The sequence below is a fragment of the Microbacterium sp. genome, from assembly GCF_031180975.1.
GTDB lineage: Bacteria > Actinomycetota > Actinomycetes > Actinomycetales > Microbacteriaceae > Microbacterium.
This window is the reverse complement of the sequence record NZ_JAPSLI010000006.1, coordinates 98,343-124,733: the sequence shown is the minus strand read 5'-3', so window position 1 is coordinate 124,733 and position 26,391 is coordinate 98,343. Positions and strand designations below refer to the sequence as shown.

Here is a 26,391-nt window from a genome sequence, read left to right as displayed (position 1 = left end):
CGAACCCGAAAGGCCCTCGACCGTTGAGCCATCCCACCTCCGACTACGTCCCCCTCGACCTGACCGGCATCCGCAATGCCCCAATCGACGTGTTCGAAGACCCGGGCGACGTCACGCTCGGCGACCGCACCCTGTACGGTCTGCCGTTCCGCTTCGGCGACGCCGAACGGGCGGTGGCTCTCGTGGCCCCGGGCGATTCCCTGACCGTCCCGGTGCAGGCGTCGGCGCGCTGGCTCGTGTTCGCTCACTCGGTGCTCGAGACCGACCTCTTCGAGGGCGGATCGGTGGGCGAGGAGCTCGCGGACTACCGGATCGAGTACGCGGACGGCGGCACGGTGTCGCACACCGTCCGGCAGCGGTACGAGATCGGGCCCACGCCGCGGCGCTGGGACGGGCGACCCCTCCCGCTGGACTGGGGGCAGACGCCGTTCCTCGCGCGCAACGACGCCGAGCACGAGCTCATGGACCGCGTCTGCGGCCGGTACGACGAGACCGGCGCGCGGCTGGTGGAGATCGAGGACCCGCAGTCCAAGGTCCCCTACGTCCTGCCCTACCGGTTCTACCTGTGGGCGATGCCGAACCCGCACCCGGAGCGGAAGATCCGGGCCGTCCATGTGAACGCCACGGCGGCGACCATCCTCGTCGGCGCGATCACGCGGAGCGACCTCGACGAGGAGCCGTTCACGCGTGCCGTCGCCCGGCCGGTCCTCATCGAGCTGCGCGACCGCCCGGTGACAGAGCGGGTCCGTGCCGTCGTCGACCGCGGAAGCGCCACCTACGTCTACCGGACGACGCCGGAGGCGGCGGATCCCGCCGCGGCGCCGGCCGTCCTGCCTGCGGGATGGGGCGAGCCGCGCCGGGACGACTGGCGCACCGGATACACCCAGATCTCCGCCTCCCCCTCGGCGACCGTCGAGATCCTCGAAGGGGAGACGTCGCTGGGATCGTTCCGCTGGGGCGACCTCCTCGCCGCCGGCCGCATCGACGTGTCGGGTGAGGTGGCGGTGCGGGTGCCGGACGGCGACCAGGCCTGGGTGCGCACCGCGGTGCGCGACGGATCCGGAGCCGTCGTGCCCTGCCGCATCCGGTTCCAGACCGCGGACGGCATCCCCATCGCCCCATACGGCCACCACGCCCACATCAACTCCGACGGCGGAACGTGGAACCTCGACATCGGCGGGGACGTCCGCCTGGGCGCCTACACCTACGCCTTCATCGACGGTCGGTGCGAGGGCTGGCTGCCGGTGGGGCCCGTCGTTGTCGAGGTCTCCCGCGGCTTCGAATACGAGCCCGTGCGCCACGAGGTGACCATCGAGCCAGGGCAGTCGCAGCTCGACCTGGTGCTGGACCGCCTGTTCGACGCGCGCTCCCGGGGATACCTGAGCGGTGACACGCACGTGCACTTCGTCTCCACGCAGGGCGCCGAGCTGGAGGCCCGCGCCGAGGACGTGCACGTCACGAACCTTCTACTGACCCAGTGGGGGCACCTGTTCACCAGCACGGAGGAGTTCGTCGGCCGCCCCCAGTACTCCGCGGAACGCGACACCGTCGTCTTCGCGGGGCAGGAGAACCGGACGAACATGCTCGGGCACATCAACCTGCTCGGCCTCAGGGAGCCGATCATGCCCTGGTGCACCGGCGGCTCGGAAGAGGCGGAGCTCGGCGGCGGGCTCGCGACCACGCTGTCGCATTGGGCCGACGAGTGCCACGCGCAGGGAGGGACCGTCGTCCTGGCCCACTTCCCGGTGCCGTACGGCGAGACGGCGGCGCTGCTGGCGACGGGCCGCCTGGATGCGGTGGAGACCATCGCCTACGACCCCTACAACTTCAGCGAGTACTACCGGTACCTCAACGCCGGCTACCGGATCCCGCTCGCCGCAGGCACGGACAAGATGACCAGTGAGGTCCCGATCGGCCTCATGCGCACCTACGCCGGCGTCGGCGCAGGGTCCGCCGACGTGGACTACTGGGCCTGGTGCGAGGCGATCAAGAACGGCGACACCATGGTCTCGTCCGGCCCCCTGCTGTGGCTGACGGTCGACGGCCGCCGCCCGGGGGCGACCCTGCTGGGCTCCCGCTCCGTGACGGTCTCGATCGAGCTCGAGACGGTCTTCCCCGTGGAGGCGGTCGAGATCGTCCGCTCCGGTGAGGTGATCGCGCGTGTGCCGGTACCCGAAGGGGCGCGGACCTTCCGCGTCGACCGCGACGTCGAGATCGGCGCCTCGGACTGGATCGCCGCTCGCTGCGTGGGCGCCGGCGAGGGGATCCTGCGCCACACCGACACCTGGAGCCGTCCCGTCTTCGCCCACACGTCGCCGGTGTACGCCGCCCGGGGCGACCAGTACGAGCGTTTCGACGCGGACGTGACGAACACGATGCTCGCGATCGTCGAAGGCGCGCGCCGCTACGTCTCCGAGCACGCCCGGACGAGCTGGCCCGGCGCGGTGCACCACCGGCACGGCGAGGACGACCACCTCGGCTACCTCATCCGTCCCTTCGACGAGGCGACCACGGCGCTTCGCTCGCGCATCTCACGATTCAACGGAAAGGCGGGAATCCGATGACCCTGAGCATCGACGACGTCACGGCGGTCACGTTCGAGAGCACCCGCGCCCACGTGCCCGACCCGTCCGACTACACGACCGTCACCCCGGGCTGGTCGGAGACCGAGTACCGCGCGGTGGAGATCGCCGACGACTCGCTCGGCGGACTCTGGGAGGGCCGGCCCGGGGCCGTCTCCTTCGACGAATGGCCGTACACCGAGTTCTGCGTGATGCTCGAGGGCCGTGTCGCGGTCGTGGACCATGCCGGACGGCGCCGTGAGTTCGGCGCGGGGGAGGCCTTCGTGGTCCCGAAGGGCTTCCGCGGCACCTGGGAGACGATCGAGCCCTCCCGCAAGTACTTCGTGGCGATGCGCTGAGCGCGCCACCCCACTCACCACGAGAAGGAACCCATGAGCACTCTGCCCATCGAATACCTGTCCGCCACCGAAGCCCTGTCGCGCTTCCGGGAAGGAACCCTCCTGCCGTCCGAGCTCATGGCCGCGCTGCTGGCCAGGATCGACGCGGTCAACCCCCGGCTGAACGCGCTGACGGCCGTCTACCGGGAGTCAGCGATGGACCTGGCCCGCGCCGCCGACGAGCGGTACCGCGACGGCACCGCGCGACAGCTGGAGGGAATCGCCCTCGCGGTGAAGGACAACGTGCCGATCGAGGGTCACACCGTGACCTACGGTTCGGTGCTGTACCGCGACAACGTCGTCAGCACCACCCACCCTGGCGTGCGCCGCCTCATCGAGGCCGGCGCGATCGTGCATGCGCGGACGACCATGCCGGAGTTCGGCGAGGCGGGCAACTGCTACACGCCGCTGTGGGGAGTCACGCGCAACCCGTGGAACACCGCCTACGGCCCCGGCGGCTCGTCGTCGGGAGCGGCCGTGACCCTGGCCGCCGGGATGACGACCCTCTCCGACGGCACGGACATCGGGGGCTCCATCCGCATCCCGGCCTCCTGCTGCGGCGTCTACGGGTACAAGGCGCCGTTCGGGCGCAACCCGAACGACCTGCCGAACACGTTCGACCCGTACATGCACTACGGGCCCCTCGCCCGCACCGTCGAGGACGTCGCGCTCATGCAGTCGATCATCTCGGGCCAGAGCCCCGAGGACATCGACAGCCTTGCCGATCGCATCGACTACCGGGCGTTCGCCGACGTCCGGGGGTGGCGCGTCGCCTACTCGGTCGACCTCGGCTACTTCCCCGTCGATCACGAGGTGCGGGCCAACCTGCTCCGGCTCGTGGAGGGCCTGAGGTCTCTCGGCTGCACCGTCGAGGAGGTAGCGCTGGACTGGACGACAGAGGTCTTCGACTCGTGGCTCGCGATCAACTCCAGCCGTGGGTCCGCGGCGCGGTTCGTGCCGGAGTTCGACAGGGACCGTCACCACCTGGCGGACTACACCGAGGACATGATCGAGCACGGGCGCGGGCTCTCGGTCGACGATCTGCGGAACGCCCTGGAGACGCACGTCGACATATACCGCGTGATGGGCCCGCTGCTGGCGGACTACGACGTCTTCCTGTGCCCCACCACCGCTCTGCCCTCGGTCGGCGCGGACCGGTCGCCGCTCGACCTGAGCATCGAGATCAACGGCGAGGTCGTCCCGCCGAAGATCGCGGAGGCGTGGTTCATGACCTACCCGTTCAACATGCTCAGCCAGCTTCCTGTCCTCAGCGTGCCCTCGGGGGTCTCCGCCTCGGGCGTTCCGACGGGCGTCCAGGTGGTCGGCCCCGCGTACGACGACATGAAGGTGCTGTCGCTCGCCCGCGCCCTGGAGGAGAACGTGTACCGCACCGACTTCTCGGCCGTGCCGCTGCTGGCCGTTCGGTAGGCGTCCGACGTACGGGTGGTGCCGGCGGCACGCCGGCCGACATCACCCGCGCGGGCGATCCGCCGCAGGCGGCCGGGTGAGACCATGGGTGCGATGCGGACCGATTCCTCCCCCGCGGCCGGCGACCGGCGGGCCTGGCTGCGCGCCGACGTCGTGGTGTCCCTCGTCGCGCTGGTCGTGCTGCTGCCGTCGAGCATCGCGCTGCTCACCGAGCCGTCGTCGCGGCCCGCGCCGACGGTCGTCGCGCTCGCCGCGGGCCTGTACGCCGTGCTGCACGCGGCGACGTTCCTCGCGCTGCGGCATCCGCTCGTCGCATACGGCGTCGCGAGCGGCGGGATGGCGGTGCTCGCGCTCGCCCCAGCCGTTGCCGCGATCTCGGGCGCGCTGTTCCCGTCGGCGGCCGCCTACCTGCTCGTCATCGCGCAGGTCGCCCTGCGGACGGCGCCGGCCGTGCGCGCGGCGGCGCTGGCGGGCGGCGTCTTCGGTGCGGGACTGATCGCGTTCACCGAGCCCCGCTTCGACGACCCGATGCTGAGGGTCGGCTCCTTCGTCGGCCTCAGCGGCGCGGTCGCGGCGGCGTGGGCGATCGGGCTGGTCGTGCGCCTGCAGCGCACGCACGCCGAGCAGCGGATGCAGGCGCGCATCGCACAGGCGATCGTCGACGAGCGCATGCGGATCAACCACGACCTGCACGACATCGTCGCGCACTCGGTGACGGTGATGGTCGCGCAGGCCGAGGTGGCCCGCGCGCTGCGCGAGTCGGATCCGCAGCGCAGCGATCGCGCGCTCGGGATCGTCGTCGACACCGGCCGCGGCGCGCTGCGCGGCATGCGCGCGGTGGTCGCCGACGGCGCGCCCCGCGAACCGCTGCCGACGATCGAGTCGCTGGACGCGCTCATCGAGAGCGTGCGCACGCCGGCCGTCGATGTGCGGGTCTCCGAGACCGGGTCGCGAGGGCGGCTGCGCCCGGATGCCGCAGTGGCGCTGCACCATGCGGTGCGCGAGGCGCTCACGAACGCCGTCCGGCACACCGCCGCGCCGGTGCGCGTCGACGTGCGCCTCGACTGGGTGGGCCACTCGCTGCGCGCGGAGGTGTCGGACGACGGAGGAGCGGGCGCTCCGGCCGGCGAGCGGGCGGGCAGCGGCATCGGCCTGATCGGCATCGCGGAGCGGGTGCGGCTGGCCGGCGGCACGCTCACGGCGGGGGAGCGGCATCCGCGCGGCTGGTCGGTGCGGCTCGAGCTGCCGACGGACGGAGCGGACGGATGACGTTGCGGGTGCTGATCGTTGACGACCAGGACCTGTTCCGCGACGCGATCGCGGTGGTGCTCGCCCGCGACCCGCGGATCGGAGAGGTGGCGACCGCCGCGTCCGGCGGGGAGGCGGTCGAGCACGTCCGCGCGCACGCGGTCGACGTGGTGCTGATGGACATACGGATGCCGGGGATGGACGGCATCGCCGCGACGCGCGAGGTGCTGAGTGCGCGGCCGTCGACCCGCGTTCTGGTGCTGACGACCTTCGACCTCGACGAGTACGTCTACGCCGCCATCCGCGAGGGGGCGAGCGGCTTCCTGACCAAGGACGCCGGCGCAGCCGAGCTGGCGGACGCCGCGGTGGCCGTAGCGCGCGGCGACGCGGTGATGTCGCAGCGGGCGACGGCCGCGCTCGTCGGCTTCGTCCGTGACGGGGTGCCGGCCGGCCCCGCCGCTGACGCCCTGGCCGTGCTCAGCCCCCGCGAGCGGGAGGTCGCCCTGGCGCTCGCCGCCGGCGCGTCGAACGACGACATCGCGCGGCAGCTGTTCCTGTCGGAGAACACCGTGAAGACGCACGTGAAGGCGGTGCTCGCGAAGCTCGGGGTGCCCGACCGGGTGCACGTGGTGATCTGGGCGTACGAGAGCGGCGTGCTGCGCCCGCGAGGCTGAGGGCGGGTTGCCGGTGATCGCGCGCGGCGGCCGGTGATGGGCCGCCGCGGGCGGGCCCGGCACGCAATCACCCGGGCGGGTGAGCAGGAGCGCCCGGGCGGGCGATGCCGGGCGGCCGGGTGCACGGCGAGCCTGGAGGCATGACAACTCGCACGCGTCTCCTCGTCCTGCTCGCGACGGCGCTCGCGGCCTCCTTCGTGGCGGTCGCCGACCTGCTCCGGATGCTGGTGCCCGGCTTCCTCGGCGGACTCCCCGTCAGCCTTCTCGGGCGGCTCGGCCCTGGGGTCGAGCTCGCCGTGGCGGTGACCGCGGCGCTGGTCGCACTCGCCGTCGCCGGCGTCGCTGCGGCCGCGGAGCTCGGGGCACGACGGGCGGCGCCCGGCATGCCGGTGGCGCCGCCCGCGTCTCGGGCTGCGCCTCGCGCGGTGCGCGCCGCGGCGCTCACAGCCGCGGCGCTGCTGGCCGCCGCGACGCCCGGCGACGTGATCCCGCTGGCCGGGTACAGCTTCTCCCTGACCGTGCTGATCGGCATCGTCGTCTTCATCGTGCTGACGGTGCTGCGGCGGCCGCGGCTCGGCATCCTGCTCGCCGTGATCGTCGGGGCGGTGAGCGTCTACGCCGTCGTCGCGCACGACGCCGACGCGCTGTTCCCGCGGCTGCTGAGCGTCTACGGTGCCGCGCTCACCGAGGCAGGCCTGTCGCTCGCCCACGTCGCGGCGGCCGCCGGCCTGCTCGCGTGGAGCCTCGTCTCGGCCGCGTCGGCGGCCGTGCCGGCCGGTGGGGTGGCCGCGTTCGTGCTGCGGCACCGGGTCGCGATCACGATCGTCGCCGCGCTCTGCGCGCTGCCCTACGTCGTGGCCAGGGCGAGCTGGCTCACCCCGTGGCCGGCTTTCGGAGGCGCCGCCGAGGTTTTCGACGCCGACCCGTCGGTACGGGTGCTGGGCCTGCTGCTCGGGCTCGGGATGCTGACCGGCGGCGTGCTCACCCTCGGGCTGGTGCTGCCGTGGGGCGAGCGGTTCCCTCGCATCCTCGCCGGGGTGGGCGGACACCCGGTTCCGGTCGGTCTCGCGGTGATCCCGGCGAGCGTGGTGAGCGTGCTGTTCACGGCGGCGGGCGTCGGGTTCGCGATCGAGGCGGCGGGGCCGGGGAAGGACACGGTGCAGCTGCTGCTCATCTTCCCGTTCTGGCTGTGGGGTCCGATGCTCGCCCTGGCGGCCTGGGGGTACGCGATGCACCGGGCGGTCGTCGCGGGCCGTGCAGGCGAGGGCCGTGCCCCGGTCGCCGGTCCGCGGGTCGTCGGCGGCTGAGGCACCGGTGGCTGAGGCGCCGGTCGCCGAGGCGTCCGCGGTCGCTCCGCGGCGGTCACGCCGCAGCGCGCATCCAGCGGTCGGTGCGCACGCGCCAGCCCAGAGTGCCCAGCCGGGCGGTCAGGTAGACGCCGAAGAACGCGACGGCGAGCCAGACGAGCCCGGCCGCGCCGTCGACGCCCGTGGCGGAGATGAGCCAGAGCGCAGGCAACAGCGGGAGCAGGTTGAGCACGCCGGCGATCGCGAGATAGCGGGCGTCGTTCGCTCCCATGAGTACGCCGTCGAGCACGAACACGATGCCGCCGATCGGCTGGGCGAGGGCCAGCACGAGGAACGCGGGCTGCACCAGAGCGGCGACGGCGGCATCCCCCGTGAACACGACGCCGAGCACGCCGGACAGCGCGGCGATCAGACCGCCGACGATGAGGCCGAACCATGCTCCCCATGCGACGGTGCGCCGCAGCACGCGACGCACCTGCTGTTCGTCGCCGGCGCCCAGGCCCTTGCCGATCAGCGCCTGCGCAGCGATCGCGAGGGCGTCCAGAGCGAACGCCGCAGTCGAGAAGATCGTGAACACGATCTGCCAGCCGGCGAGCTCGCGAGTGCCGATTCCGGTCGCGACGCCGACGGTCGCGAGCAGCGCGACGCGCAGGCTCACCGTGCGCAGGAACAGCCAGCCGCCCGAGCGTGCGGAACCGCGGATGCCGTCCCGCTGCGCCTTCATTGAGGCACCGTGGCGCAGGGCGAGGCGGCGGATCACGACCACGTACGCGGCGACCATCGCCCACTGCGCGGTGACGGTGCCGAACGCGGATCCGGCGATGCCCCAGCCGAAACCGTAGATGAACAGCCAGTTCAGCAGCGCGTTGGCGCCGAAGCCGAGGCCGGCGATCCAGAGCGGGGTCATGGTGTCCTGCATGCCGCGGAGCAGTCCGGTCGCGGCGAAGACGATGAGCATCGCCGGAAGGCCCCACATCGAGATCATCAGGTAGGTGCGGGCCTCGGCGGCGACGGGGTCGGTCGCGCGGAACAGCGACACCATCCACGGGGTTGCGACGGCGCCGGATGCCGCCAGCACCGCTCCCAGTCCGAGGGCCAGCCACATGCCGTCGATGCCGACCGACACCGCGTCGCCCGGGTTGCCGGCACCGAAGCGGCGAGCCACGGCCGGAGTGGTGGAGTAGGCGAGGAAGATCATCAGCCCGACGATGGTCTGCAGTACGGCGCTGGCGATGCCGAGGCCGGCGAGCGGGACGGTGCCGAGGTGGCCGACGAGGGCTGCGTCGACGATGAGGAATGCCGGTTCCGCGATGAGCGCGCCGAACGCGGGGATCGCGAGACGCAGGATCTCGCGGTTCAGGAACGGGGGTGCTGCGGTCGCCACCGTTCGAGCCTAGGGGAGGGCGCCGACGCCGCCGGAGCATGGGGAGCGCAGGGGTGCGTGGCCGGAGCACGGCGGGTGGGCCGGAGCACACTTCTCCCTCAGGCCGCGATCTCGTACCGCGCTCGTCCGCCGAGGCGCGGAGTGCGCTGGGGATCCACGTGCGCAGGGGGGATCAACCACACCCGGGCGTTGGTGTGCACCGCACCCGGCAGGCCTCTCGCCGGTCTCGACGCTTTCGCCGCTTTCGCCGACCCCGGTGGAGCGCCGGGTGGGCGTTCGATGCGGATGTCCCAGCCGTTGTCGTGGATGCGGTGGTGGCAGGTTTCGCAGAGCAGTACCCCGTTGTCGAGGTCTGTGGGTCCGGTGTCGCGGTGCCACCATCTGAGGTGGTGGACCTTGGTCATTCCGGGTGGGAGTGCGCACATGGCGCATCCGCCGTCGCGTTCGACGAGGGCGAGCTTCTGCGCCCGGGTGAACAGGCGGCGCTCGCGCCCCCAGTCGAGGATCTCCCCGTCGGACCCGAGCACGCAGGGGATGACCCCACCCGACGCGGCCATGCGTCGCACGGTGGTGATGCTGACGGGCTGGTCGATGCCGTCGATCGTGGCGTGGCCGGTGCCGGCCTCCAGGTCTTTCAGATCGACCCGCACGACGACGGTGGCGCCGCCCAGGGGCACCCGGTCGGCGGCCTCGCAGCCCAGGGCGTGCGCGCAGATGTGGTTGAGCGCGTCGGCTCGCATCATGGTGACGGTGCGGCGGTCGGCATCCGGTGCGCCGGGGTCGACAGTGTCTTTGCGGGCGGCGAACTGTGCGGAGACGTAGCCGTCGATCGCGGCGATGATCGACGAGCCCGCCTCGACCGGGGTGACGAGTGCGATGTGCAGCTCACCGTCGCGTTCGAACATCGTCAGTGACCGTCTCGCGCGGCGCTCTTCCTCCCGGCGCTCGAGAAGTTCGGGCCCGAGCGCCGCCTCGGCGCGGGTGACGAGCCTGCGCACCTCGTCCAGCGACAACCCGACGGCCTTCTCGACCAGTCGCCGCTCCGCCTCGGCGACCCGGTCGCGGTCGAGCCGCACCCGCACCCGGTCCAGGAGCGCGACGATCAGGTTCGCCGCCGGGACGCCGAGCGAACCCGCGGTGAGCGCGGCCTGCACCACCGGGTACTTCGCCGGACGCGGCGAGCCCACCAGGTCGGCGCGCGCCGCCGTGGCCTCGCCGACCTGCACCAGCCGTGCGGCGTCACCCGCCGACGACCCGGTCGTGGCCGCGATCAACTGAGCCGTGTTGCGGTATCCCTGCTGCTTCGCCAGGGAATCGGGGCCCAGCTCCGGCCGTGACTCGTGCGCGATCGCGGCGGCGACCTCGGCGTGCAGGGCCTCGAGGCGGCGGCGCACCTGCCCGATCGCGTCGTTCACCGCGACCAGCTGCGACCGCGACAGGTCGGCCGCCCCGTCGGCATCCGCCCACACCGCGTCCAGGGCCGCGACGGCCTCACACAACGGCGACAGGTGCTCCGACATGCTCTCAACCTACTCCGCACCCACCGACATTCGAAGAAAGATTCGACATCTGTGGATAACTCGACAAACGGGGTCAGCCGGCCTGTTCATCCATGCTCGAAACGAGCGTCCCTCGCGCATCCATCCGGTGCGAACTGCTGAACCCAGACTAGGGACACCCTCCGACATCGCCGCGTAGCCTGGAAGGGTGAGGATGCCGGGCTCCAGCGACGACGGCGGCGACCCGCGCGATCAGCCGCCGACGCCGTTGAACGCGCAGAACAAGGCGGCCTACGTCGAGACCGCGATCCAGCAGGCGATCCGGCGCGGCGATTTCGACAACCTCCCGGGTGCGGGCAAGCCCATCGACGGCCTCGGGACGCACCACGACCCGGACTGGTGGATCCGCCGCAAGATCGAGAACGAGAACCTGTCGGGACTCGGGCCTCCGGCGCTCATGCTGCGCGTCGAAGACCGCGAGCTCGACGGCGAGCTCGACACTCTCAGTCGCGAGGAGGACGTGCGCGCCGTCGTCGAGGACTTCAACCGACGCGTCCGCGAGGCGCGGCGCCAGCTGCTCGGCGGACCGCCGGTCGTGACGAAGCTGCGCGACGTCGATGCCGAGATCGCGGCCTGGCGCGAGAGACGCGCCGCAGGTGCGGCATCCGCAGCCAAAGCCGCCGCCGACGACCGGCAGCCGAGGCGGGGCATGTTCCGCCGCCGCCGCCGCGGGGGAGGCGGCGCATAGGCTGGAGCGCATGACAGACGTTCTGCCCTCCGGCCTCGCCGTCTCCGAGTTCAGCTCCGACATCCGCCCCCAGGACGACCTCTACCGCCACGTCAACGGCGCGTGGCTCGACCGCACCGAGATCCCCGACGACAAGGCGAGGTGGGGATCGTTCCACCTGCTGGCAGAGCAGGCCGAGAAGGACGTGAGGGCGATCATCGAGGAGTCGACGGATGCCGAGCCGGGCACCCTCGCCCGCAAGGTCGGCGACCTGTACACGAGCTTCATGGACACCGCGCGCATCGCCGAGCTCGGACTCGCTCCGCTGCGCGAGCAGCTGGCGCGTGTCGACGCGGTCGACAGCATCCCGTCGTTCCTGGCGACCGTCGGCGCCTTCGACAGGGAGGGGATCGCCGCCCTCATCGGCGTGTTCGTCGAGCCCGACCCGGGCGACCCCGAGCGGTACGTGCCGTTCGTGCTGCAGGGCGGTCTGTCGCTGCCCGACGAGAGCTACTACCGGCAGGAGACCTTCGAGGCGACCCGCGCGGCGTACCGCGCGCACCTCGAGCGGCTGCTCACCCTCGCCGGGCTCGACGACGCCGCCACGATCGCCGACCGCTCGTTCTCGCTCGAGCACGAGGTGGCCGCGCACCACTGGGACAACGTCGCCTCGCGCGACGCGGTGAAGACGTACAACCTGCGCAGCTGGGACGAGTTCCAGCAGCTGGTCGGGGTGGACCTCGCGCCGTGGCGGGATGCCGTGACGCCCCAGAACCCGTCCGCCTTCGCGGAGGTCGTCGTCTACCAGCCGAGCTTCTTCGAGGGGCTGGGTGCGCTGCTCACCGAGGGGCGGCTGGAGGACTGGAAGGCGTGGCTGCGCGCGAAGGTCGTGCACGGGCTCGCCCCGTACCTCACCGACGACCTGGTGGACGAGAACTTCTCGTTCTACGGCACCGAGCTGTCGGGAACCCCGTCGATCCGCGAGCGCTGGAAGCGCGGCGTCTCGCTCGTCGAGAGCTCGCTGGGCGACGCGGTGGGCAGGATCTACGTCGAGCGACACTTCCCGCCGGCCGCGAAAGCGCAGATGGACGAGCTCGTCGCCAACCTCATCGAGGCGTACCGCCAGAGCATCGAGAACCTGGAGTGGATGAGCGAGGAGACCCGCCGCAAGGCGCTCGACAAGCTCGCCACCTTCCGCCCGAAGATCGGCCACCCGGAGAAGTGGAAGGAGTACGACGGCGTCGAGATCTCGCCCGACGACCTGGTCGGCAACGCGCGCCGCGCCACGATCCACGAGCACGACCGCCAGTTGGCGAAGGTGGGCAAGCCCATCGACCGCGACGAGTGGCTCATGCCGCCGCAGATGGTCAACGCGTACTACAACCCGCTCATGAACGAGATCGTGTTCCCCGCCGCGATCCTGCAGTACCCGTTCTTCGACCCGGACCGCGACGCGGCCGCGAACTACGGCGGCATCGGCGCCGTGATCGGCCACGAGATCGGGCACGGCTTCGACGACCAGGGCAGTCGCTACGACGGAGACGGCCGGCTGCAGGACTGGTGGACGGATGCCGACCGCGCCGCGTTCGAGGAGCGGACGAAGGCCCTCATCGCGCAGTTCGACCCGCTCGTGCCCGCCGGCCTGCCCGACGAGCACCGTGTCAACGGAGCCCTCACGATCGGCGAGAACATCGGCGACCTCGGCGGACTGGGCATCGCGATCAAGGCGTACGAGCTGTCGCTGCGCGGTTCGACAGGCTCAGGGGCACAGCAGGCTCCCGTGATCGACGGCTACACTGGCATCCAGCGCCTACTGCTGAGCTGGGCGCAGGTGTGGCAGCAGAAGAGCCGCGACGCCGAGACCATCCGACTGCTCACGATCGACCCGCATTCGCCGAACGAGTTCCGGTGCAACCAGATCGTGCGCAACATCGACGCGTTCTACGACGCGTTCGACGTGCGCGAGGGTGACGCCCTGCACCTTCCCCCGCAGGAGCGCGTCACGATCTGGTGAACAACGCCGCGACCGGCGAGCGCGGTGCTGCGGCGGGGTTACGATGGCTCCATCATTCCGGGGCGCGCGGGCCGAGCGCGCCCGGCGGATGCCGCACACCCCTCCCCGGTTAGGACAACGCGTGGGCATTTCCCCCGAGCCCCCCGACGGATCTCCCGCGGCGCTGCGCAGTTCGCAGCGCCGCGGCCGCCGGGTTCCGCGTCGCGCGGCCGTCGGCCGGCGTTCGTTCGGCTCGACGAACCGGGCCTTGGAGGAGCTCGCCGCGTCCGGGGCGCAGGTGTCGGTGCATGTCGCGGATCTCGATACCGCGGAGCCCGTGCTCGCCGGTGACGACCACGTTCCCCTGCCGATCGCCGGCCTGGGCGTCGTGCCGGTGCTGGTCGAGGTCGCCGCGGCGCTGGAGTCGGGTGAGCTCGACGCGCTGCGCCTGGTCGACCGGCCGGATGCCGGGATGGTCACGGGGTCCGGCCTGTGGCGCAGCCTGCGCGCGCCGGCGTTGCCCGTCTCCGACCTTGCCGTCATGGCGGCCGCCACCGGCGACCCGAACGCCGCCAACGCACTGCTCGACCTGGTCGGCCACGAGCGGGTGCAGGCGCGGATCGTGTCTCTGGGGATGCCGCGCAGCGCCGTGCTCGACCGGTTCCGCGACACCAGGGGGCCGGACGACGCCCCGCACGTCGCCGTCGGCACCACGCGCGAGTTCGCGAGGCAGTTCGCGTCCCTGGTGAACGCGAGCGTCGTCGACGCCGCGGTGAGCTCTCAGGTGTCGGAGTGGCTGAGCCTGAACCAGGACCTGAGCCTCGTCGGCGCGGCGACGGGACTCGACCCGTTCGCCCACGACCACGACTCGCACGGCCTGCTGTTCATCAACAAGACCGGTCGCGACCGCGGCGTGCGGGCCGAAGCGGGTGTTCTCGCGGGTCCGCGCGCCGGCGTCGCGTACGCGATGACCGCCTGCTTCGACGACCTGTCGATCAGTCACCGCCTGCGGGCGCACGACGCGTTCCGTGTGCTGGGTGTCGAGCTGATGGAGTACGCGCACTGACATGGGCGGGCGCGCGACCTCGCTGGTCACGCACGTGACCTACCGGCGGATCTGAGCCGGTTCCCGCCGACACCGCGTCGTGCAATCGGGGTTGCTGCCCGGCGGTGAGTGCCCTTCATGATTCGATAGCCGGATGAGCGACTCCGCACAGCATCCCGCCGACACCGATTGGCATCGTTGGGCGCCGATCGGGCAAACCCTCGACGCCAGCCGGGTGCCCGGCAGCGGACCCGCCCCGAGCATCGCCGCGTTCGAGCTGCTGCCTCTCGAACCGATGATGGTGCCGGAGAAGCCCCGGGGCGGCGAGCTGGACCCGTCGGAATGCGGACACTGCCGTCCGGCGTCGGATTGCACGATCTGGCAGGACGACGAGTGGCGGGTCAGCGGCGGCATGCAGGGTCCCAGCGGGCTCCCTTTCGTCGGCGCCATCGCCCCGCGTCGGCACGTGAGGCTTGAGGACGCTCCGATGGACGTGCTCGCGGGGCTCGGACCGATCCTGCAGCGCGTCTCCGAGGCGGCGAAGGCGATCCCGGCGGTGGCGCGCTGCCACTTCTCACGCTGGAACGACGGATCGGCGCACCTGCACATCTGGGCTTACGCGCGGCCGGCGGGCATGATGCAGGGGCGCGGCGCCATCCTGCCCTACTGGGAGCAGTGCATGCCTGCGATGCCCGACGAGTTGATGCAGGAGTACCTCGAGATCGTTGCGAGCGCGCTCGCCGCGGGCGGTGGCGTGGCGTTCCCCGCGCGATGACGCGGCCCCGTCGCGTTTCGTCCTGACCGCTCCGAGGGGCAGGCTGGTTCGTGCGCAGTGCTCGGCGTCGAGCTGATGGAGTACGCGCACTGATGTGCAGCAGGCTCGCCGTCAGAGCTCTACGAGGCCGGATCGGTGCGCCATCACCGCGGCTTCCACGCGGTTTCGGGCGCCGAGTTTGACGAGGATGGCGCTGACGTAGCCCTTGACCGTCCCCTCGACGAGGTGCAGCTGGCGACCGATCTCGACATTCGATGCGCCGGAGCCGAGCAGCGCCAGCACTTCTCGTTCGCGCTGAGTCAGGACGGAAACGGCCTGTCGCGCTTCAGAAGTGCGTGCCCTCTGTCCCTCCCGGTAGGGCGCGATCACCCGGCGCGCGATGGCGGGAGACAGATACGCTCCGCCATCGGCGACCGCGCGCACACCTGCGATCAGCTCCCTGGGATCGGCCGCCTTGAGCAGGAACCCCAGCGCTCCGCCGCCGAGCGCCCGCTCCACGTAGTCGTCCTCGCCGAACGTGGTCAGGATCACGACGCGGGTGGCGGGCAGAGTGGCGGCGAGTTCGGCGGCCGCACTCAGACCGTCCAGGCCCGGCATCCGGATGTCGAGAACGGCGACATCGGGACGGTGGCGCTGCGCACCGGACACGGCCTCGTGCCCATCTGCCGCCTCGAACACCACTTCGATTCCGGGGTCGGACTCGAGGATGCCGCGCACCCCGGCCCGGATCATCGCCTCGTCGTCGGCGATCAGCACCCGGATCACCGCGCCTCCAGCCGCAGCTTGTGCACGAGCACGCCCGCGCGGAAGCACAGGCGATACGTCGCGTCGGTGAAGTGGAGCCACCCGTCGCGGGCGGCGAAGTACTCGCACCGCGCCCCGTCAGGGGCCTCCGCCTCGTCGACGACCGGCGCGGGGCGCGGTATTCCAGCGGGCAGCATCGGTTCGAGCGCCGTGCGTGTCATCCCCACTTCCATGCGGGCGTACGCCCCGGAAGAGATCGCGGTGTGGGCGACCGTGATGGCCTGCACACCGAGGAATCCCGCCATGGCGAGCGCGACGATCACCGCAGGGACCATCGCCGTCTGAAGCAGACCGCGCCGGGCGTTCCGAGCGTTGGACTGCAGCGCAGGGTCGACGCCGTCGGATGCCGGAGCCAGCGCTACGGGCCGGGACGGCGCATGCAGCGTGAGGGCGAAGCCATCCTCCTGCGCATCCGCGGTCACCACCGCCCCGAGCAGTTCCGCACGGCGTCGCAGACTCGGGATACCATGACCGCTTCCGCCCACCGGGCGGACCTCAGCGTCGCCAGCACCGGACCACACCCGCACGGAGAGACCGTCGGATTGCGCACCGGCAACCTCGACCCTGACGGCGGCGCCGACGGCATGCCGGGCGGCGTTCGTCAGACCCTCGCGCACCACGCGGGCGGCGAGCTCTGCGATGAGGGGATGCGCGTCGGCCAGGGCGTCGCTGTCGATGCGCGCCTCGACCGGCATCCCCGCGGCGCGCGCCCCCGCGATCAGCCCGTCGATACCGTCACCGCCGAGGGGGTCAAGGCGGCTCGTACTGTCAGAGCCGGAGAGCTGCACGACCTCGCGCAGCCGCTCACTGGCGCGCACCGCCGCTTCGCGGAGCCCTCGGAACTGCGTGCGCTGCTGAGAGGTCAGCCCGCGCCCCAGTTCGAGAGCGCCGGCCTGCACGGCGATGAGGGCGAGTTCGTGTCCGATCGTGTCGTGCAGGTCGTCGGCGATGCGCGCTCGCTCCTCGGCCTGCGCCCGACCGGCGAGCACCGCGGCATCCGATTCGCGTTGCCGTGCCCGCAGCAGCCGGTACCGTCCTGCCCACCACGGCAGCACGACGGCGAGCAGTGCGATGAGCACAGCCGCCATCCAGTCCCCGAGAGGAGCGTCGTCGGGAGCCAGATACGAGATGGGCAGCATCAGAGCCAGCGCAGCGAGCAGCGAGATCACTGCGGGCGCGAGCGCCGGCAGGCGGCGCCCGGCGACGTACCCGGCCAGCGCCGCTGGGGCGAGGAGCAGCACGAGCGCCGAATCGCCCCACTTTGCAACGGGGAGCGTGGTGGCCGTCGCGGCGACCAGGAGCGCGGCGCCGATCGGCGCCGGCAACGATCCGCTCGTCGCCCGTTCCGTGCGCTGCAGCATCCTCTCATCCTAGGAATGGCGGACCCTGCTCGGACCTGACGAAAGTCAGGCGTTCTCCTGCCTTCCGTGCGGTGCGGCGGGCCCGGCCTGGTCCGTAGCGTCGCCGGCATGGACCTTCTCGCGATATTGAACGGCCTGGTCGCCGACCTGGCCGGGTCGCCCTGGTTGTACCTGGCCGTGTTCATCGTCTGCCTCGTCGACGGCTTCTTTCCGCCGGTGCCCAGCGAGACGGTGGTCGTGGGGGCCGCCACCGTCGCGAGCGCCACAGGCGAGCCCGTTCTGCTGCTCATCGGCGTGGCCGCGGTCGGCGCGATCGCGGGCGACAACACCGCCTACCTCCTCGGCCGCGAGCTGGGCACGGCTCGGTTCCGATGGATGCGCGCCCGCCGGGTGGCCGCCATCCTGGAGTGGGCGCGTCGCGGGCTGGAGCGGCGCGGGGCACTGCTGATCTTCACGGCCCGTTATATCCCGGTCGGACGCATCGCCGTCAATATGACTGCGGGCGCGACTGGCTATCCACTGCGCCGTTTCGTGCCGCTCTCCGTCGCGGCCGGCGTCACCTGGGCGGCGTACTCCGCTCTGTTCGGCATCGTCGCGGGGCGCTGGCTGCACAATCAGCCGCTCCTCGCGATCGCGCTGGCGATCGTGGTCGCCGCCGCGGTCGGCTGGGCGGTGGATGCCGTACTGCGCCGCGCGCTCGCACGCGAGGTCGCCGTGCAGACGCCCCGCGCAGTCGAGCCGGATCCTGCCGGTGTTTCGTCCTGAGCGTTGTGGAGGGCAGACTGGTTCCGTGCGCACCATCCGCGATCTCGACACCGTTGAACTCATCCTCGACGCCCAGGCGCTGCTCGACTCGATCCGGGGCCCCGAGCGCGTCATCGACGCCGGCACCCTGCGGGCGCTGCAGCAGTCGGGCAACTACGTCGTCGGCCTCTTCGACGGGGAGGGCGATCAGGAGAAGATGGTCGGCGCGTCCATCGCCTTCTTCGGCGAGCCCGCGCGCCGGGCGATGCACTCGCACATCACGGCGCTGCTGCCCGAGTACCGCGGCCGCGGCTGGGGCCGCGAGCTGAAGGAGCACCAGCGGCAGTGGGCCTTCTCGCGCGAGGTCGGCCGCATCACCTGGACCTACGACCCGCTGGTCGCGCGCAACGCGCACTTCTTCCTGACGGTGCTCGGCGCGCGCGTCACGAGCTACGTCGTCAACCAGTACGGCATCTTCGGCGGCGGGGACGCCGGTGACGAGAGCGACCGCCTCGACGTGGAGTGGGCGCTGGCCGACATCGCCCAGCCCCCGGCATCCGACGCCGTCGTGGCGACGCTGGAGATCCCGTCGGACATCGAGGGGATGCGCGAGAGCGACCCCGCCGCCGCGCACGAGTGGCGCCTGCGCCTGCGCGGCCAGATGGAGGAGCTCCTCGGTCGCGGCCTGCGCATCGCCGGGTTCGACGTCGAGCGGGGCTACCTCTTCACGGAGTAGCGCTCGTCGCTGCAGCCTTCCCGTGCACTCGGCGAGTGCACGTGATGTCGGCGAGTGCACGGCCGTGCTGCGCGATCTTCCGGTCCACTCGACGGCAAGGAGTGCACTCGGCGGCGCGGATAGGATTGGGATGCCGCGGCTTCGCCGTGCGCACACCCCGCACCCTTCCGACCATTGGAGCCACCGTGGCCGAACAGTCCCGTCTTGACAAGGTCATCGCCCTCGCCCGCCACCGCGGGTTCGTGTTCCAAGCGGGTGAGATCTACGGCGGTTCGCGTTCGGCCTGGGACTACGGCCCCCTCGGCACCGAGCTGAAGGAGAACATCCGCCGGCAGTGGTGGCAGACGTTCGTCCGCGGGCGCGGCGACATGGTGGGTCTCGACTCGTCGATCATCCTGCCCAAGCGCGTGTGGGAGGCGTCAGGTCACGTCGCGACCTTCACCGACCCGTTGGTCGAGTGCCTCAGCTGCCACAAGCGCTTCCGCGCCGACAACCTCGTCGAGGACTTCGAGGCGCGCAAGGGCCGCAAGGCAGAGAACGGCCTCGCCGACATCCCGTGCCCGAACTGCGGCAACAAGGGTCAGTACACCGAGCCGAAGGCGTTCTCCGGTCTGGTGAAGACGTATCTCGGGGTCGTCGACGACGAATCGGGCCTGCACTACATGCGCCCCGAGACCGCGCAGGGCATCTTCGTGAACTTCTCGAACGTGCTGACCGCCTCGCGCAAGAAGCCGCCGTTCGGCATCGGCCAGGTGGGCAAGGCGTTCCGCAACGAGATCACGCCCGGCAACTTCATCTTCCGCACCCGCGAGTTCGAGCAGATGGAGATCGAGTACTTCGTGCCGCCGGCCGAGGCGCAGGAGTGGTTCGAGCACTGGGTCGAGGCGTGCTGGGACTGGTTCATCGACCTGGGCGTGAACCCCGACAACATGCGCCGGTTCGACGTGCCAGAGGACGAGCGGGCGCACTACTCCGCGGGCACCATCGACTTCGAGTACCGCTTCGGCTTCCCCGGCAAGGAGTGGGGCGAGCTGATGGGCGTGGCCAACCGCACCGACTTCGACCTGTCCAGCCACACCGAGGCGTCGGGCCAGAGCCTGACCTACTTCGACCAGGCCTCCGGCGAGCGGTACACGCCGTACGTGATCGAGCCGTCGTTCGGTCTGACCCGCTCGATGATGGCGTTCCTCGTCGACGCGTACGTCGAGGAGGAGGTGCCGAACGCGAAGGGCGGCACCGACATCCGCACCGTGCTCAAGCTCGATCCTCGTCTGGCGCCGGTCAAGGTCGCCGTGCTGCCGTTGTCGCGCAACGAGCGCCTGTCGCCGCTCGCCCGCGAGGTCGCCGACGCGATCCGCGGGAACTGGACGGTCGACTTCGACGACGCCGGCGCCATCGGCCGCCGCTACCGCCGGCAGGACGAGATCGGCACGCCGTTCTGCGTCACCGTGGACTTCGACTCGCTCGACGACCGCGCCGTCACCGTGCGCGACCGCGACACCATGGCGCAGGAGCGCATCGGCCTGGACGCGCTGCAGGGATACCTCGCAGAGCGCCTGCGCGGCGCCTGAGCCGCGAGATCGCGTCCGGTCAGTCTCCGTGCCGGCCGGGCGCGGTCGCCTGGATGAGCTCCGCCAGCCGGGCCGAGAACGCGGCGTCGTCGTCGAGCATCGTCGCGGACGTGGACAGCAGATCGAACGCTCCGTCCTGGTAGCCGTCTGCGATCTCCCCGAGCGCGTCGTACTGCTCCCACGGGTTCTCGGCGTCGCGCGTCTGCTCGAGCACGCGCGACACGGCGACGTTGATGCGGCCGAACTCGGCGAGCAGGCGGTCGAAGTCCTTCGCCACCTCGTCCGTCACGGGATACGTGCGCATCGTCTTGGCGAAGACGGCCGCCTCCTGCATCGCGTCGAGCATGAACTCGTTCTCGGCCGGCTCACGGCTGGGACGGAAGAGCTCCGAGTGCAGTTCGAGCATCCGCAGCATCCGGTTGAATCCCGGCCGGAAGTCGACCGCCGTGTCCTCCGTGCTGCGGTCGAGCTCCTCGAGCAGCATCGTGCGGGCGGCCGCGTAGGCGCGGTCGGGCGTCTGGTCCAGCTCGCGGATGCGCCACAGCATCCAGAGGCGGCTCACGACGGCGTCCTGGCTCTCCTTGGCGTCGTTCCACGGGATGTAGCCGTCGATGAGCAGCTTGCGGTACACGTCCCCCGCCGACGCGACCTCGGCGGGCGCGGCCGCGCTCGGCGACGCCGTCGGGGTCGCGGTAGGTGTCGCGGATGCCGCGGGCGAGCCGGATGCTGCGGGCGAAGCGGATGCCGTGGGGGAGCCGGATGCCGTCGGCGAGCCGTCACCCCCGCCGAGCGAGTCGGCGAGGGTGGACAGCACGGTGACCAGCAGCGGGCGGATCCGTCCCGCCTCGTCGGCGGGAACGCGGAAGGCGGCGTTGATGTTCGCGAACGGCCAGAACGGCCGGTAGACGTCGCCGACCGCGTCGAATGCCGACAGCGTCTCGACGGCGTCGGCCTGGAACGCGCGCTCCTCCTTCAACCAGTCGACGATGAACGCACCGGCGGAACGGCCGAGTGGTGTGTCGGGTATGACGACCTCGCCGCTGGTCTTCTCGGTGCTCTGGATGCTGTCGATCGCGACATCCAGCAGCTTCCCCCGCTCCTCGGCGAACGCCAGGGCAGCAGCGCGCGTGATGGCGTTCGCCTTGCGATCGTCGTCCAGGTAGTCGTACGACTCGGCATCCGCTCTGCGACGCGCGGCGGCCGGGCCGCCGAGGGTGTTGTAGTACAGGTCGGCGACGACCCAGTAGGCGTAGAACGCGGCCTGCCGCAGCTGCTGCAGCGATTCGGGCTCCAATCCCTTGAGCTCGTCGGTGGCCACCTCGACCGCGGCGGCCACCTTCGCGGCCTTCCGGTACTCCGGGGTCCGTTCTGCGACGTCGGCGTCGAACTTCTTCAGGGTCGGCACCTCGTCGAGAACCGCGCCAACGCCCTTCTCCTCGTACGGCATCTCACCGTCTCCGGCGGCCTCGATCTCCGCGGCGGTCCACGTCTTCGCGTCAGCGGCGGCCGTCGCCACCTCGTCCGCCCAGGCGTCCAGCTTCTGCGCGTACGCCACCGCTGCTTTCGCCGCCTCGGGGTCGGGCCCGGGTGTGCACGCGCTGAGCAGCGGAACGGCCGCGACGACCGCCACGACTGCAGCCAGGATCCTCTTCATCGACGTCCCCTCTCGTCGAGAGCGAGCATATCCGCGCCGGCGCGGTGCGGTGCACTCGAGGGCGGGATGCTGTCAGGCGGTGAGCCCGTCGCGTCCATCAGCATGCCGGCGTCTCAGCGCGGCGTACGCGCGGTGACCCCCGGCAGTTGCGGGAATGGTGCACCGATCTCGTTCTGATACCAATACGCCGTCGTGGAGATGTCGTCCGACCGTTCGAACAGTCCGTGCGACCAGGTGCCGATCTGCTGCAGAGTGACCCTCAGGCTCTCCCGGAAGAAGATCGGGTCGGGCAGGTGCCAGCGGTACATGCCGTGCATGGGAAGCATCGGCGTCCAGAAGTCCGAGGCCTTGGTGGTGTCGGTGGCGCTGGCGAACGGGTACCCGAAGTACGGGGCGCTGAAGGTGATCGGCAGCGGCTCCGGATCCGGATGCAGGCCGTTCTGGAAGCCCCACGCACCCCCGGCGTAGTCCTCGAGTCCGGTGCTGCACAGCGTCGGGAGGTCGGTGTCCCCGTCGACGAAGAACTTCACCTCTCCCTCGCCCCACCAGAAGCGCTGGAGGGAGGCGAGCGCCACATACGTCCCGACATAAGTGCCGGAGCCGGCGATGCCGTCGACGATGACATGGTCCTCGCCCAGCGCCGTCGTGCCGTTGCTGCGGCGCCACTGCGCGTGGAAGTAGCCGGGCCACTGCGCGAAGTCGTCGCCGAGGGTGTAGTCGATCTGGAAGAACACGCCCTGGATGTCCCCGGCGTGCTCGCTCACGAGCTCGATCCGGGCGCCGCTTCGGAACGGCATCGGGAAGTACGAGTTCATCCCGCCGGTCGGTGCGACCACGATCGGTTCCGACGTGACCAGAGCGCGGGTCCCGAAGCCGTTGCAGAAGAAGTCGCCCAGCGGCACCTCCACCTGCGGATGATCCGAGCCGTCCCAGTACGCGCGGAGGATCACGTCGCGCAGCACGAACGGCCCGGCCTCGGTCCTGTCGGTGATCGTCATCCAGATGTGTCGGATGACGCCCGACCCCTCGATCTCGGCGAGGGTCAGCGTGCTGCCCGCCGGAAGGTCGTACCAGGCGCTGCCCTTGCGCCCCGGTCCCAGGTTCGAACTCGCCGAGCCGGCCGCACCGACCTCGCCCTTCGGGTTCTCAGCGTTGATGGCGTGGCTGCGCAGGGTCCCGTCATTGCGTAGACGGTTCCACGGAGTGGTCATTCTCTCTCTTTCCTTCGGAGGTCGGGGGCGGATGCGGTCACTTCACTGCGCCGGCAGAGACACCGCGGCTGATCGTGCGCTGGAACAGGAAGAAGAACACCACCGTCGGCAACAGCGACAGCAGTGAACCGGCGTTGATGACCGTGATGTCGATCGAATGCTGTCCGCGCAGGGTCGACAGGGCGATCGGCACCGTCTGCGCCGCCGGGTCGGAGAGCAGGATCAACGGGATGTAGAACTCGTTCCAACTCCAGATGAAGGTGAACACGACCAGCACCGACAGCGTCGGCCGGACGATCGGGAAGACCACCTGCCAGAGGATCCGCCAGCGACCGGCGCCGTCGATGGCGGCGGCTTCCAGCACGGCGCGCGGGAAGGTCGACATGACGCTGGACAGGATGTACGTGCCGAACGCGGCGTACAGCAGGGTGAAGACGATCACGATCGACCAGATCGTGTTCAGGGTCTTCGTCGCCTGCGCCCCGTAGAAGAGCGGGTAGATCAGCGCCTCGTGCGGGATCATCGTGGCGATGAGCAGGACGGCCGTGATCGCCGTGTTCGCCTTGATCCTGCCGATGCCGATGGCGTACGAGGCCAGCAGGGCGAGGCCGGTGCCGGCGAACGCGATCACCGCGGAGCTGAGCACCGAGTTCCACAATGCACGCACGAAGTCGACGCGCTGCAGGTAGCCGGTGAAGGCGTCGAACGTGAAGGTCGTCGGCCACGCCAGCGGTCCGTGCGTGGAGTAGTCGGCGCCCGTTTTGAACGCGTTGAGCGCCAGCAGCAGGAACGGCGATGCCATCGCGACGGCGACCAGGATCGCCAGCCCCAGCAGCAGCCAGTTCATCGGCGTGCGCCGGATGTTTCGGATCGGCGTCGACGTGGGAGCGGTGCTCGTGCGGGAGGTGGTGATCACGCGTGTCGTGCTCACGATCGGGCCTCATTCCGGTTCTCGCGGTGCTGCCACCACAGCATCACCGCGGCGACGATGAAGATGACCACCGACATGACAGTGGCGATGGCCGAGCCGTACCCGACGCGGGACAGCTCGAAGAAGTTGCGGTAGGCGTAGTACGACGGCACGATCGTGGACTCCTCAGGGCCGCCGCCGGTCAGGATGAGGATCGGGGCGAACACCTTCAGCGCCGCGATGGTCGCGGTCAGCACGACGACGAAGATCTCCGGGCGGATCTGCGGGATCGTGATGGCCTCGAAGCGGCGCCACCAGCCGGCGCCGTCGAGCTCCGCCGCCTCGTACAGCTCTGGGTCGACCCGCTGCAGCGCCGACATGAAGATCACCACCGGGTAGCCGATCTGCAGCCAGATCAGCATGAGCATCACCCCGAAGATCGCGAGCCGTGAGTCGCCGAGCCAGTCGGGAAGACTGGCGGTGCCGATGGACTTCAGGAACAGGTTGATCGACCCGTTCTGGGTATCCAGGATCCAGGCCCACAGGAACCCGGCGACGGCGATGGGCAGCACCTGGGGCAGGTAGTACGTCGCCCGGAGCACCGCGATGACGTTGTCGCCGAACTTGCGGCCCAGGTAGTCGAACAGCAGCGCTGCCAGCAGGATGCCGATTATGGTCGGGATCACGGTGATGGCCATGATCATGGCGAGGGTGTTCTGGAACGAACGCCAGAACGAATCGTCGGCGAACAGGTCGGTGTAGTTCTCCAGGCCCGCCCAGCGCATCGGGGCGAGCCCTCCCTTCCAGTGGAAGAGGCTCGTGTAGATGTTCATCGCGAACGGTATGGCGACCACGGCCAGGAAGCCGGCCGCGAGCGGGATCAGGTAGAGCCAGTACGCGCCGCGCCGCTCCAGCGGTCGGCGTCTGGTGGCTGCCGTCGACATCGATGTCTCCTTCGGGAGGATCAGACCGGGTGGGAGCGGGGCCGCCCTGACGGGCGGCCCCGCGGGCGTTCAGCCGGCGAGCGCGGCTTCGCGGCCCTCGTCGTAAAACTTCTGCAGCTCTTCGGTGTACTCGTCCGCCGTCTCGTTGCGGTTCGACATCGCCTGCATGTGCGACTGGATGAAGTCCAGGAAGCCGGGGACCGGGTAGTCCGGGTAGAAGGCGAGGGTGTCGGCCTCGACGAGCTCGTTGAAGCGCTCCGTGTACTCGCGGGTGAGGTCGTCCTCAATCGTGGAGGCGTCGCCGGCGAGCGGCAGGCCGCCCAGCTGTCCGATCTTGTTCTGCACCTCTTCGCTGAGGGTGATGTCGATCCAGTCGTAGGCGAGCTCCTTGTTCTTCGCGTTCGCCGGAACGCCCCACAGGTGTCCGCTGGAGCCCATCTGCATGTTCGCGCCGGGCAGCGTGAAGTAGTCCCAGTCGAACGTCGCCTGCTCGCGGATGCGGAAGAACTCGCCCTGGTTCCAGATCAGCATGGCCTTCTCGCCGCTGAGGAAGTTCACCGTCGCCTGCTCGAAGTTCAGTCCGCCGAGCTGTTCGCCGACGTAGCCCTTGTCGATCCACTCCTGGAAGCGGTCGGCCCCCGCCTTCCACGGGTCCTTCGAGAAGTCGACCGGCTCGCGTAGGAACATGAAGTCGTCGATCGCGGTGCGGTCGGCCTCCGCGGCGACCAGCGAGTACCAGACCCACATCTGGTTGAAGCCCTGACTGGTGGACGCCGAGGACGAGATCGGGGTGACGCCGATCGCGAGCAGCTTGTCCATCGCCGCCTCGAACTCCTCGAGGGTGGTGGGCTCCTCGGTGATGCCCGCCTGCGCGAAGAGGTCCTTGTTGTAGTAGAACATCACGTACTCGCCGATGTTCGGGACGCCGTACCAGTCGCCCGAGCCCGCCAGCCCCTGCTCGTCGTACTGGGCGAAGGCCTGCATGGAGCCCTTGACCTTCTCGTCCCACCCGTACTTCTTCACCTGCTCGGTGAGAGGGGCGAGCAGCCCCTGGCCGGCGAGCTGGCCTCCGTCGGCATTGCCCTTGTTGAACTCGATGACGTCGGGGACATCATCGCCGGTGAGCGTGATCTTCGCGTTCTGGCGCATCGCGTCGAAGCTGGTCGTCTGGAAGTCGACCTTGACGTCCGGATGCTTCTTCTTGAAGATCTCCAGAGCGAGCTGCCAGCCTTGGCCCTGCGCCGTCTCGGGGTTCTCGTACTGCAGGATCGTGAAGGTGCCGTCCCCCTCGCCGCCTGGCTCGCCGCCAGAGCCCCCGCAGGCCGTCAGGGAGAGCGCTGTGGCTGCGGTGGCGGCGATGCCGACCGCAACCCTTAGCGCCGTGCGCGTGATGGTTGCCATGTGTTTCCTCCGTTGG

22 protein-coding genes are annotated in these 26,391 nt (G+C 70.6%); 13 read left to right on the top strand and 9 right to left on the bottom strand.

The window, feature by feature from the left end:
- Nucleotides 1-23: 23 nt before the first annotated feature.
- The 6 genes from RIF65_RS10100 to RIF65_RS10075 all read left to right on the top strand — a co-directional run bounded on the left by RIF65_RS10100 (nt 24) and on the right by RIF65_RS10075 (nt 7,616).
- Entirely contained in the window at nt 24-2,564 is a 2,541-nt protein-coding gene (locus tag RIF65_RS10100; RefSeq protein WP_309066132.1) for a CehA/McbA family metallohydrolase, read from the top strand.
- Nucleotides 2,561-2,920 carry a cupin domain-containing protein gene (locus tag RIF65_RS10095; RefSeq protein WP_309066133.1) on the top strand — a complete coding sequence of 120 codons (360 nt, stop codon included), beginning with the start codon at nt 2,561-2,563 and terminating at the stop codon, nt 2,918-2,920. Before RIF65_RS10100 ends, RIF65_RS10095 begins: the two co-directional genes overlap by 4 nt.
- Before the next feature lie 33 nt (nt 2,921-2,953).
- Entirely contained in the window at nt 2,954-4,387 is a 1,434-nt protein-coding gene (locus RIF65_RS10090; RefSeq protein WP_309066134.1) for an amidase, read from the top strand.
- A 93-nt stretch (nt 4,388-4,480) separates the two neighbouring features.
- A complete protein-coding gene (locus RIF65_RS10085) occupies nt 4,481-5,656 on the top strand; it encodes a sensor histidine kinase (RefSeq protein WP_309066135.1) in 1,176 nt (391 codons plus the stop codon).
- Entirely contained in the window at nt 5,653-6,309 is a 657-nt protein-coding gene (locus RIF65_RS10080) for a response regulator transcription factor (protein ID WP_309066136.1), read from the top strand. Before RIF65_RS10085 ends, RIF65_RS10080 begins: the two co-directional genes overlap by 4 nt.
- Before the next feature lie 140 nt (nt 6,310-6,449).
- On the top strand, nt 6,450-7,616 hold the full coding sequence (locus tag RIF65_RS10075; protein ID WP_309066137.1) for a hypothetical protein: 1,167 nt from the start codon (nt 6,450-6,452) through the stop codon (nt 7,614-7,616).
- 55 nt (nt 7,617-7,671) lie between these two features.
- Here the strand turns inward: RIF65_RS10075 and RIF65_RS10070 are convergent, their stop codons facing one another.
- Both RIF65_RS10070 and RIF65_RS10065 read right to left on the bottom strand, forming a co-directional pair.
- Nucleotides 7,672-9,000: an MATE family efflux transporter gene (locus RIF65_RS10070; protein ID WP_309066138.1), complete on the bottom strand. Its 1,329-nt coding sequence runs from the start codon at nt 8,998-9,000 to the stop codon at nt 7,672-7,674.
- Nucleotides 9,001-9,098: 98 nt separating this feature from the next.
- Nucleotides 9,099-10,520, bottom strand: coding sequence for an HNH endonuclease (locus tag RIF65_RS10065; RefSeq protein WP_309066139.1), 1,422 nt, complete (start codon nt 10,518-10,520; stop codon nt 9,099-9,101).
- A gap of 193 nt (nt 10,521-10,713) precedes the next feature.
- Between RIF65_RS10065 and RIF65_RS10060 the strand changes: the two genes are divergently transcribed.
- From RIF65_RS10060 to RIF65_RS10045, 4 genes are all read left to right on the top strand, one after another.
- Nucleotides 10,714-11,247, top strand: coding sequence for a J-domain-containing protein (locus RIF65_RS10060; protein WP_309066247.1), 534 nt, complete (start codon nt 10,714-10,716; stop codon nt 11,245-11,247).
- A gap of 10 nt (nt 11,248-11,257) precedes the next feature.
- Nucleotides 11,258-13,240: a M13 family metallopeptidase gene (locus RIF65_RS10055; protein WP_309066140.1), complete on the top strand. Its 1,983-nt coding sequence runs from the start codon at nt 11,258-11,260 to the stop codon at nt 13,238-13,240.
- Between the two features lie 88 nt (nt 13,241-13,328).
- Complete coding sequence (locus RIF65_RS10050; RefSeq protein ID WP_375142146.1) at nt 13,329-14,285, top strand: serine hydrolase; 957 nt, start codon at nt 13,329-13,331, stop codon at nt 14,283-14,285.
- 133 nt (nt 14,286-14,418) lie between these two features.
- The gene (locus RIF65_RS10045; RefSeq protein WP_309066142.1) at nt 14,419-15,039 is read left to right on the top strand and encodes a hypothetical protein; all 621 of its coding nucleotides are present in this window, start codon (nt 14,419-14,421) and stop codon (nt 15,037-15,039) included.
- A 111-nt stretch (nt 15,040-15,150) separates the two neighbouring features.
- On the opposite strand, the gene RIF65_RS10040 is transcribed toward RIF65_RS10045, so the two are convergent.
- Both RIF65_RS10040 and RIF65_RS10035 read right to left on the bottom strand, forming a co-directional pair.
- Nucleotides 15,151-15,804, bottom strand: a complete 654-nt coding sequence (locus RIF65_RS10040; protein WP_309066143.1) for a response regulator transcription factor — start codon at nt 15,802-15,804, stop codon at nt 15,151-15,153.
- Nucleotides 15,801-17,204, bottom strand: a complete 1,404-nt coding sequence (locus RIF65_RS10035; RefSeq protein ID WP_309066144.1) for a sensor histidine kinase — start codon at nt 17,202-17,204, stop codon at nt 15,801-15,803. Before RIF65_RS10035 ends, RIF65_RS10040 begins: the two co-directional genes overlap by 4 nt.
- A 108-nt stretch (nt 17,205-17,312) precedes the next feature.
- Between RIF65_RS10035 and RIF65_RS10030 the strand changes: the two genes are divergently transcribed.
- The 3 genes from RIF65_RS10030 (at nt 17,313) to RIF65_RS10020 (ending at nt 20,255) form a co-directional block, all read left to right on the top strand.
- The gene (locus tag RIF65_RS10030; RefSeq protein WP_309066145.1) at nt 17,313-17,969 is read left to right on the top strand and encodes a DedA family protein; all 657 of its coding nucleotides are present in this window, start codon (nt 17,313-17,315) and stop codon (nt 17,967-17,969) included.
- A gap of 25 nt (nt 17,970-17,994) precedes the next feature.
- Nucleotides 17,995-18,684, top strand: coding sequence for a GNAT family N-acetyltransferase (locus RIF65_RS10025; RefSeq protein ID WP_309066146.1), 690 nt, complete (start codon nt 17,995-17,997; stop codon nt 18,682-18,684).
- Nucleotides 18,685-18,869: 185 nt separating this feature from the next.
- Complete coding sequence (locus RIF65_RS10020; RefSeq protein ID WP_309066147.1) at nt 18,870-20,255, top strand: glycine--tRNA ligase; 1,386 nt, start codon at nt 18,870-18,872, stop codon at nt 20,253-20,255.
- A 19-nt stretch (nt 20,256-20,274) separates the two neighbouring features.
- Here the strand turns inward: RIF65_RS10020 and RIF65_RS10015 are convergent, their stop codons facing one another.
- The 5 genes from RIF65_RS10015 to RIF65_RS09995 form a co-directional block, all read right to left on the bottom strand.
- On the bottom strand, nt 20,275-21,909 hold the full coding sequence (locus RIF65_RS10015; protein ID WP_309066148.1) for a hypothetical protein: 1,635 nt from the start codon (nt 21,907-21,909) through the stop codon (nt 20,275-20,277).
- 113 nt (nt 21,910-22,022) lie between these two features.
- Nucleotides 22,023-23,120 carry a glycoside hydrolase family 172 protein gene (locus RIF65_RS10010; protein ID WP_309066149.1) on the bottom strand — a complete coding sequence of 366 codons (1,098 nt, stop codon included), beginning with the start codon at nt 23,118-23,120 and terminating at the stop codon, nt 22,023-22,025.
- 37 nt (nt 23,121-23,157) lie between these two features.
- On the bottom strand, nt 23,158-24,051 hold the full coding sequence (locus RIF65_RS10005) for a carbohydrate ABC transporter permease (protein ID WP_309066150.1): 894 nt from the start codon (nt 24,049-24,051) through the stop codon (nt 23,158-23,160).
- The gene (locus RIF65_RS10000) at nt 24,048-24,974 is read right to left on the bottom strand and encodes a carbohydrate ABC transporter permease (protein WP_309066151.1); all 927 of its coding nucleotides are present in this window, start codon (nt 24,972-24,974) and stop codon (nt 24,048-24,050) included. The genes RIF65_RS10005 and RIF65_RS10000 overlap by 4 nt, the downstream gene beginning before the upstream one ends.
- Nucleotides 24,975-25,043: 69 nt before the next feature.
- Complete coding sequence (locus tag RIF65_RS09995) at nt 25,044-26,375, bottom strand: ABC transporter substrate-binding protein (protein ID WP_309066152.1); 1,332 nt, start codon at nt 26,373-26,375, stop codon at nt 25,044-25,046.
- Nucleotides 26,376-26,391 lie beyond the last annotated feature (16 nt).

Coding starts and splice junctions, on each gene's coding strand:
- RIF65_RS10065 (WP_309066139.1), bottom strand. CDS start 10,520: ATGTCGGAGCACCTGTCGCCGTTGTGTGAGGCCGTCGCGGCCCTGGAC.
- RIF65_RS10050 (WP_375142146.1), top strand. CDS start 13,329: ATGCCGCACACCCCTCCCCGGTTAGGACAACGCGTGGGCATTTCCCCC.
- RIF65_RS10035 (WP_309066144.1), bottom strand. CDS start 17,204: ATGCTGCAGCGCACGGAACGGGCGACGAGCGGATCGTTGCCGGCGCCG.
- RIF65_RS10055 (WP_309066140.1), top strand. CDS start 11,258: ATGACAGACGTTCTGCCCTCCGGCCTCGCCGTCTCCGAGTTCAGCTCC.
- RIF65_RS09995 (WP_309066152.1), bottom strand. CDS start 26,375: ATGGCAACCATCACGCGCACGGCGCTAAGGGTTGCGGTCGGCATCGCC.
- RIF65_RS10090 (WP_309066134.1), top strand. CDS start 2,954: ATGAGCACTCTGCCCATCGAATACCTGTCCGCCACCGAAGCCCTGTCG.
- RIF65_RS10000 (WP_309066151.1), bottom strand. CDS start 24,974: ATGTCGACGGCAGCCACCAGACGCCGACCGCTGGAGCGGCGCGGCGCG.
- RIF65_RS10085 (WP_309066135.1), top strand. CDS start 4,481: ATGCGGACCGATTCCTCCCCCGCGGCCGGCGACCGGCGGGCCTGGCTG.
- RIF65_RS10010 (WP_309066149.1), bottom strand. CDS start 23,120: ATGACCACTCCGTGGAACCGTCTACGCAATGACGGGACCCTGCGCAGC.
- RIF65_RS10095 (WP_309066133.1), top strand. CDS start 2,561: ATGACCCTGAGCATCGACGACGTCACGGCGGTCACGTTCGAGAGCACC.
- RIF65_RS10015 (WP_309066148.1), bottom strand. CDS start 21,909: ATGAAGAGGATCCTGGCTGCAGTCGTGGCGGTCGTCGCGGCCGTTCCG.
- RIF65_RS10075 (WP_309066137.1), top strand. CDS start 6,450: ATGACAACTCGCACGCGTCTCCTCGTCCTGCTCGCGACGGCGCTCGCG.
- RIF65_RS10060 (WP_309066247.1), top strand. CDS start 10,714: ATGCCGGGCTCCAGCGACGACGGCGGCGACCCGCGCGATCAGCCGCCG.
- RIF65_RS10030 (WP_309066145.1), top strand. CDS start 17,313: ATGGACCTTCTCGCGATATTGAACGGCCTGGTCGCCGACCTGGCCGGG.
- RIF65_RS10080 (WP_309066136.1), top strand. CDS start 5,653: ATGACGTTGCGGGTGCTGATCGTTGACGACCAGGACCTGTTCCGCGAC.
- RIF65_RS10045 (WP_309066142.1), top strand. CDS start 14,419: ATGAGCGACTCCGCACAGCATCCCGCCGACACCGATTGGCATCGTTGG.